This is a genomic window from Herpetosiphonaceae bacterium, from assembly GCA_036374795.1.
Classification (GTDB): domain Bacteria; phylum Chloroflexota; class Chloroflexia; order Chloroflexales; family Kallotenuaceae; genus LB3-1.
On record DASUTC010000212.1, the window covers coordinates 1 to 8,315 of the forward strand.

Genomic DNA, 8,315 nt, shown 5'->3' on the forward strand with positions numbered 1-8,315 from the left:
ATCTGCGTACCGACCGCCAGCGCCTGGAGATCTTTGATTGCGGGTCGCGGTAGTGGGCCTGGACGTGATGATCAGAATCAACGAAATAAGGGCGATGGACGGCGCGCTTTTGATCAGCCACATCACGGATGACGCGCCTAGCCAAAGATGCTATCGGCGGCGATCGCAAGGCTGGGCAGAGCCGCCGATACCACGTCTTGTCCCCGCTGCACGATCTGGATCAGCTGATAGATGCCATTCACGGGCTGCGTATAGCGCTCAATCCGCTCATCGGGAACACTGATAGCGCTCAATCCGCTCATCGGGAACACTGACAAGCCAGACTTCGGGAATGGTGGCCTGCGCATAGAGCGGCAGCTTCGTATTTCGATCATACGTCGTCGATGAGTCGGCCACTTCGATCAGCAGAAGCACATCCGCAGGCGCGGGATGACCGTACATAGCCGACAATTAGCTCCACCCGATCATCTTCTCCCAGGATGTCAGCCTCGGCCATGCGGTGATACTCTGTCACACTAAATTGACGACGCACACTTCCAGCCGCCATAGGCCCCTCACATGGGATCAAACAGAAACGAGCTTCCTCAGGCGTATGATAGCATATTCACGATCTACCCTGTCGCACGGTTACGCCTCAGAGCCTGGTATGCGCTTGCGCCTGCTCATGCAGATCGATCGCCCGCTGGAGCACGTCCTCGAAGCTGAATGTGGCTGCCGTCTGCTTGACCTCTGCGCTCAGCAGCGCGATGTTCTGCTTTTTCTGCTGCATGAAATCGCTGGCGGGATCGAAATAGTTTTGAATGGCCTCCTGAAAGGCTTTAACAAAATTCTCGTGCTCGTCCGGCGCTGGCAGATGCACCGACGCGCCCAGCTCCGCCAATCGTACCGCAACATCGTCACGGTCGTAGCATTTAGTACCGATAGTGATGGTCGGAAGCTCATGCAGCAGCGGGTATTGATACGTAGCGCTGCCACAGTGATGGATCATCAGGTCGACCTTCGAGCAGACATAATGCATCGGAACATACGGCTGGTAGCAGTACAATGCCTGCTGGCGCGGATTCAGACCATCGACTTTGATATTCGTTACGACCGCAATATTGTTGCTGAGCAAATAGCGGATACAGTACGGAATCGGAGCGGTCGCCTTGGCTGTGGTGCCGAATGTCGCATACACGATCGGCTGGCCCTGTCTGGCCTCGAAGAACGCCTCCAGCGCCTCGCGTTTCCTGGCAGCGTCCGTATCAAAATCATGGCTCGCCGATTTTGTTTTGCTGATCACCAGATCTTCGAGCAGCAGCGGCCCCGCGAAGATATACGAAGGATCATCCTTCACCGGCTCCGGCAGCATCTCAACCGAGCGAATGCCAGGCACGATCTTCAGCACCGCGTCGAAGAGATCCGAAAAGACCTCAGGCTGAGGCAGGCCCAAAACGGTGACATCGGGCAGCGACTTGATAATCTCTTTAACGTCTGCGGTGCGCATGCTGTGCCGATGCCGGGGATTGCGCGCCACCGTGCCGGGAAACATGCCCGTACGCTGAATGGCGATGCGCGGAATCTTTGATAATGTCGTCGCAAAGCCGGTGGTAAAGCTGGCGTCGTCGATCACAACATCGGGTGAAAACTCGCCGTACGCCTCCATCTCGGTGCGAAACCCGATATGATCGACATTCAGCACGCGCGCGCCCAGACGCTTGAGAAATTCATGCTCGGAGCGTGGCACGAGAAACGCGGTTTCGATCGATGTATCTTTGAGCAGGTTGTCGAGCGCCAGAAGTGGAATCTCGTGCGCTATGTGTGGGGGAAGATGCGAGGTGAACAGGACTCTCATAGCTTGCTTCTCCTGCAACGACGTGCCAGGGTTATTGGTCTGCTTTAGGCGACGATAGCCAGCTTCAGTATCGGCCCGCGAGCGCCGAGCGGCATCAACAATCCTCCGGCATGGGAGCACACGAGCGCCGATGCCGGAGACATAGAGGTATCGTTCAAGGAATAGGGCTACTCGTCGCGCTGCGGGCCGGGATTCTGCGGCGGCCTCGTAAAGTTGAGAATATCCTTCTGGCCATCGCCGGGAGCCGGTACCGCAGCGCCATCGCCGCCGAGCACCGCGTTCGGGTTGAACGATCGGATGATCGGGCCGTGCTCCGGGCTGGGTGCCGGTGGCTTTGGCCGATCCGCAAGCAGGCCGGTTTTGAGATCGTCGGGGCGGCGCTGGGCTCTGGACGGCATCGGCGGAGCCGCATCGTCATCGCGCATCTGAAGCACGTCCTGAAGCGGCTCGTCGGAGTCGTCATGCGACGCGCCGCCCTGATACTTCATCATCACCGGGCCGTCATCTTTCAGCGGCGCGACGACATCATTGGCGGCATTCGGCTTGAAATCGCCGCCGGGACGGAAAATAACCAAAGCCGCAACAATTGCCAGCACAAGGACAGCAACCGCGACCATAATCAGGGGGTCCATGAGACAATCCTTTCATGCGATACGCAAACGGTCACTACGTGGTCGATAGGTTGAAGATCATGCTCGCGTGGTCATCACGGGCGCGTTAACGATCTGCCGTAGCTCCTGAGCGATGACCTGAAGCAACTGCGCGCGAGCGCCGAGCAAGAAGAAATGATCGCCCGGCAGCATCCGCAGCACGAATTTTGCCTGAGTTTGCTCGCGCCAGGCATCCAGCTCGTCGCGGCTGATCTCCGGGTCGGCAAGGCCGCCAAATGCCGAGATCGGACAGGCGAGCGGCTCCTCCGGCGCGTACCGATAGGTCGAGCCAAGCTCGAAGTCGGCGCGCAGGCCGGGCAGCAACATCTGCAACAGCTCAGGCTGCTGCAACACATCTTCGGGCGTGCCCTTGAGCCGACGAAGCTCGGCCACAAACTCAGGCTCCGGCAAATTATACAGCTCCGGCCTGAGATCGGAAATCTGCGGCGCGGCGCAGCCAGCGACGAACAGATGCGCCGGAGATTGCTGATAGAAGCGCCGCAGGTAGCGCGCCAGATCAAACGCGATCAGCGCGCCCAGGCTGTGACCAAAAAAGGCGAACGGCAGGTCCAGGCGCGGCAGCAGAACCGGCGCGAGCGCCTCGACCACAGCCGGAACACGGGTAAGCGGCGCTTCCGCCAGCCGGGTTTCTCGTCCCGGCAACTGCACCGGGCACACCTCGATCTGCGGGATCATCTCATCGACCCAGGCGCGGAAGACCGAGGCTCCACCGCCGGCGTATGGGAAGCAGAACAGCCGCAGCCGCGCCTGCGCGGACGGCTTACGGTGCGCAATCCACACATCAAAGGGCGATCCACTCATACGGGCATCTTCCTGATGAAATTTGATGATCAAATCGGTCATCACCATTGTAGGGTAAGGCATCGCCGCGTCATGGGCGACCCATTGGGTCGCCCTACGAAGACCAAATTTGATTGTCAAAAACCATGAGGACAACTGTCGCGAACATCGACGCCGGGACTCAGGGATGGGATACGATTAGCGATACCCTGCCGCCTGCATGTTGAAGAGCTTGGCATAGGTGCCGTCCAGCACCAGCAACTCCTGATGCGTGCCTAGCTCGGTGAGCTGTCCGTTCTCCAGCACCACAATCCGATCGGCCATCCGCACCGTGCTGAAGCGGTGGCTGATCAGCAGCGCAATTTTACCATCGGTCAGCTCGCGGAAGCGCTGGAAGATCTCGTACTCACGCTCCGCATCCAGCGCGGCGGTCGGCTCGTCCAGCACCAGGACCTCGCCATCGCGCATAAACGCGCGCGACAGAGCGATCTTTTGCCACTGACCGCCCGACAGCTCCTGGCCTTTTTCAAACCAGGCACCCAGCATCGTATCGTAGGCGTCCGGCAGCCGGGCGACAACCTCGTCTGCTCCACCGCGCTCGGCTGCCGAGATAATGCGACGATCGTCGCTCATGGCGTCGATCTGACCGAAGCCGATGTTTTCTCGAACGGTCGCGTGATAGCGCACAAAATCCTGAAAGATCACGCCGACGCGCTTGCGCAGCTCGTTGACATCGTACTCGCGAATATCCACGCCATCGATCAGGATCTCGCCTTCGGTGGGATCGTAGAGCCGCGTCATAAGCTTGACCAGCGTGGTCTTGCCCGCGCCGTTGTTGCCCACCAGCGCCAGCTTCTCGCCGGGCTCGATCACGAGGTTGACGTTACGCAGCGCCCACTGCTGGCGGCTGGGATAGCGGAACGAAACATTGCGAAACTCAATACCGCGCCGGATCGGTCGCGGCATCGGGATGGCAGAGCCGGAGTTGGACATTTGCGTCTTGAGCCCAAGAAAGCTGAACAGATTCTCCATGAATCTGCCGCTCTCATAGATCTGGCCGATCGTGCCGAACATTTGCTCAAGGCTAAGCTGCGATTGCCGGAAGAGCGCGATGTAGAAGGTTAGCTCGCCGAGCGTAATCGTGCCGCTGATCGTGCGCCAGACGATGTAGGCATAGGCGACATAGTAGCTGCCGGTCGAGAGCATGCCCCAGACCAGGCTACGGCTGCCGCGCCAGCGCGCCAGCGCCGTATCCTCGCGGTGGAACTTCTCAAACAGGGCCTCGTAGCGCTGAAGCAGCGGCTCGCCCAGGCCAAAGAGCTTAACCTCTTTCGCGCTGGTATCGACCGTCAGCAGATGCTCAAGGTAGTTCATCCGGCGATTCTCAGGCGCGCGCATCGTTTGCAGCAGGTAGTTCATATCGCCGTAGCGGAGCTGCGCGGCCAGCGCCGGAAGCGTGGCGCAGATCAGGATCAGCGCGATAATCGGGCTGAACGATACCAGAATCGCGATCACCGAGGCGATCGTGATCAGGTGCTGGACCAGCATGAAGCTCGTCTCAAGCAGCGTCATGGCGCGAAAGCCGACCTCTTGACGGGCATTCTGGAGCTGATCATAGAACTTCGCGTTCTCGAAATAGTGCAGGTCCAGCCCCAGCGCCTGCCGCACGATCGATGTGCTCATCTCGTGCTTCAGCCGCGAGTTGAGGATGCGCTGAAAGAGCTGGCGCACCTCGCGCACGACTTGCCCGACCATAATGATCGCGAATTCCAGCAAGAGATAGGGCAGTGCCACGCGCAGGCCCTCCTCGACGGTCATGCGCGCATTCACCGACGCGATCACCGAATCGACGATCAGCTTGCCGATCCAGGCTTGCAGCGCGGGCAAGGCCGCCGCCACGAGCGTCACGATCGCCATCACGATCGCGCCCTGCGGATGGGCTCGCCAGACCAGTTTGAATGCTCTGGGAATGGTTTGGAACGCAGAGCGGAGATCGCGTAGCTGCGGCGGTTTGGGTCCAAAAACAACCATTGAAGGCTCCTTATATATTCGTCGTCTATGGCACACAACTCAGGTCGGATCGTCGTAAAGATGTCGGGGCGCAGGGCCGCGCAGCCGCGCATCTGCCGGGTGGATCGAGAGCGAGAGCATGGCGGCTCTCACCCTCGATCACCTGCGCGCGAACGGTCAGCGACTACTCGGCGCTGACCACCACGGGCAAGCAGCTCAGACCAGATCCGCCGACGCGATCGTCGGGAGCATCTCGCCGTTCGACAGATGAGCATCCATGCACCGGCTGAGCTGTTCAGCCAGCGCGCGAACGTTCGGCTCCGAAAGCATGGTCGCGTGATCGCCCGGAACGGTATGCACCTCCACGGGCAGCGCGGCGTACTTGCCCCAGCCGCGCGCGGGATCGGAGAGATCGATGCCTTCCGGCACGATCAAATTATCGTCGAAGGGTATATCCGTCTTCAGATAGGTGAGCTGATCGAGATACATCTCCGGCGTGTACTGGAGCATCGCCGTGAAGTTTGCTTTAAGCACCTGCATAAACCGTTGAAGCTGCTCAGGCCCGGCATCCGGGGGTATGATGTTGGTCCTCCTCGCGGTTTCAACCGCAACCTTCAATTGTTCTTCTGGTGACAGCTTTTGAAATTCTTCGGGCGTCATCGGCAGATTCTTACGCCGGACCATCATCATCAGCAGGTTGGCATCGCTCATGAACTGGCTGTGGTCGGCATCCGGTCGTTGCAGCTCAGGCGGCGGCAGCTCCGTATCCATCAGCGCCAGCAGCGCCACCTTCTGATTCTGCCGACGAAGCTGCTGCGCGATCTCGAACGCGATCATGCCGCCGAACGACCAGCCCGCCAGCATGTACGGGCCTTCCGGCTGAACCTGCCGCATGGCCTCAACATAGTACGCAGCGAGTAATTCAACGCGGCTGAGCGGCGCTTGCCCGACCTCAAGACCCGGCGCTTGGAGGCCGTAGCAGGGCCGATCCGCGTCCAGATGCCGTGCCAGCGGCACGTAGCAGAAGGCCGTGCCGCCCGCCGGGTGGACACAGAAGAGCGGCGTCTTCGACCCGCCGGACTGGATCGGCACCAGCGGCGACCAGGCTCGCTCGCCCTCGGCGCGCAGCTCACAGGCAAGCTGCTCGATCGTCGGCTGCTGGAAGATCGTCGCCAGCGACAGCTCGCGCCCGAAGTGCTCCTGAATCTGGGTCATCAGCCGCACCACCAGCAGCGAGTGCCCGCCAAGATCGAAGAAGTTGTCGGTGACGCCGATCGGCTGGACCTTGAGCACGTCCTCCCAGATCTGAACCAGCTTAAGCTCCACGACATCGCGCGGCTCGACATAGTCGCTGCGATCGGCAAGCTGAAGCTGCTCCGGCACCGGCAGCGCGCGCCGGTCGAGCTTGCCGTTGGGCGTGAGCGGGAAGGCGTCGAGCAGCACAAACGCGCTCGGCACCATGTACTCCGGCAGCTTGCCTTGCAGGAATTGTCGCAGATCGCTAGTGCTGATCGGCTCGTCGCGCCGGGGCACGACATACGCCGCCAGGTATTTCTGCGGCTGTCCGCCTGCGGACAGCAGATCTTCGCGCGCCAGAACAGCCACCTGACTCACCGCCGGGTGCTGGCTCAGGACGGCCTCGATCTCGCCCAGCTCGATGCGGAAGCCGCGCAGCTTGACCTGCTGGTCGCGGCGGCCAATGAATTCGATCGCGCCGTCGGCCCGGTAGCGCACCACGTCGCCCGTGCGGTAGAGCCGCCCGCCCACTGCCCCGCTAAACGGATCGGGCACGAACTTCTCGGCTGTCAGCACCGGCTGGTTCAGGTAGCCGTGCGCCAGGCCATCGCCGCCGATGTGCAGCTCGCCGGGCACGCCCACCGGCACGGGCTGGCCCTGGCTATCCAGCACGTAGAGCTGCGTATTCGCCAGCGGATAGCCGATCGGGATCGAGGTTGCGCCCAGCGGCACCTCGGTGATCTCGTACCAGGCGGCAAACGTCGTGCTTTCGGTCGGGCCGTAGCCGTTGAGCAGCCGCCGTGGCGGACCCGCCGCCAGCACGGTGGCGATCGAGCGGGGATCGAGCGCCTCGCCGCCAACCAGCAGGTCGCGCATGGTCGCAAACGCATCGGGGATCTCTCGCGCCATCTGATTGAAGAGCGCCGAGGTCAGGAACATCGTGTCAATACGATACTCGCGGATATGGTCGGCAAACGCCTGCGGCGAGAGCAGCACCTCGCGGGGCACGCCCACCATCCGCCCGCCGTTGAGCAGCGAGCCCCACAGCTCCATCGTCGCGGCGTCGAACGAGACATTCGAGATCATGCCGATGCGATCGTCGGCGGTAAACTGGACATAATTGGTGTTGCAGGCCAGGCGGGTGATCGCGCGGTGCGGCACGCCGATCCCCTTGGGCTGTCCGGTCGAGCCTGAGGTGTAGATCAGGTAGGCCAGATGCTCCGCCGTCACCGCGCTGACGGGATCGGAGGTGGGGTGCGCGGCGACATCCGCCGCCTCGGTATCCAGGCAGATCACCCGCACATCAAGCGGAGCGTCATCCTGGCGCAGGTTCTCGGCCAGGTGAGAGGCGGTGATCAGCACCGGCATCGCGGTATCTTCGAGCATGAACTGAAGCCGCTCGGCGGGATAGCTCGGATCGAGCGGCACGTACGCGCCGCCCGCCTTCAGGATCGCCAGCACCCCGACGACAAACGTCAGCGAGCGCTCAAGGCAGATGCCGACAGGCGTGCCGACGCCAATGCCGACCGATTGCAGGTAGTGCGCAAGCTGATTGGCGCGTGTGTTCAGCTCGGCGTAGGTACACTGCTCGTCGGGGAAGACGATCGCCACGGCGTCGGGTGTTCGCGCGGCGTGCTCCGCCACGATCGCGTGGACGCAGCGCTCGCGTGGATACGGCGTCGCGGGCGGGTTCCAGCCGATGAGCTGCTGGCGCTCGGACTCCGTCACCAGCGGCAGCGCGGCCAGACGGTGATCGGGATTGGCGGCGATGCCTTCGAGCAGCG

Annotated in this window: 6 protein-coding genes; all 6 read right to left on the reverse strand. The window is 61.6% G+C overall.

The genetic code is table 11. From position 1 onward, the window contains the following. Positions 1–137 precede the first annotated feature (137 nt). A complete protein-coding gene (locus tag VFZ66_16025) occupies positions 138–293 on the reverse strand; it encodes a hypothetical protein (GenBank protein ID HEX6290698.1) in 156 nt (51 codons plus the stop codon). A gap of 341 nt (positions 294–634) precedes the next feature. Further along, a complete protein-coding gene (locus VFZ66_16030; GenBank protein ID HEX6290699.1) occupies positions 635–1,834 on the reverse strand; it encodes a nucleotide disphospho-sugar-binding domain-containing protein in 1,200 nt (399 codons plus the stop codon). A gap of 167 nt (positions 1,835–2,001) precedes the next feature. Beyond that, positions 2,002–2,466 carry a hypothetical protein gene (locus tag VFZ66_16035; GenBank protein HEX6290700.1) on the reverse strand — a complete coding sequence of 155 codons (465 nt, stop codon included), beginning with the start codon at positions 2,464–2,466 and terminating at the stop codon, positions 2,002–2,004. Between the two features lie 57 nt (positions 2,467–2,523). Then, positions 2,524–3,306, reverse strand: a complete 783-nt coding sequence (locus VFZ66_16040; GenBank protein ID HEX6290701.1) for a thioesterase domain-containing protein — start codon at positions 3,304–3,306, stop codon at positions 2,524–2,526. Positions 3,307–3,483: 177 nt separating this feature from the next. Next, positions 3,484–5,316 (reverse strand): ABC transporter ATP-binding protein, encoded by a 1,833-nt coding sequence (locus VFZ66_16045; GenBank protein HEX6290702.1) that lies wholly within the window; start codon positions 5,314–5,316, stop codon positions 3,484–3,486. Between the two features lie 195 nt (positions 5,317–5,511). Further along, positions 5,512–8,315, reverse strand: a 2,804-nt coding sequence (locus VFZ66_16050) for an amino acid adenylation domain-containing protein (protein ID HEX6290703.1), incomplete at its 5' end; no start/stop codon positions are given.

What these genes read in the sequence shown, in the direction of transcription:
- VFZ66_16030 (HEX6290699.1), bottom strand. Translation starts at nt 1,834, where the DNA reads ATGAGAGTCCTGTTCACCTCGCATCTTCCCCCACACATAGCGCACGAG.
- VFZ66_16035 (HEX6290700.1), bottom strand. Translation starts at nt 2,466, where the DNA reads ATGGACCCCCTGATTATGGTCGCGGTTGCTGTCCTTGTGCTGGCAATT.
- VFZ66_16040 (HEX6290701.1), bottom strand. Translation starts at nt 3,306, where the DNA reads ATGAGTGGATCGCCCTTTGATGTGTGGATTGCGCACCGTAAGCCGTCC.
- VFZ66_16045 (HEX6290702.1), bottom strand. Translation starts at nt 5,316, where the DNA reads ATGGTTGTTTTTGGACCCAAACCGCCGCAGCTACGCGATCTCCGCTCT.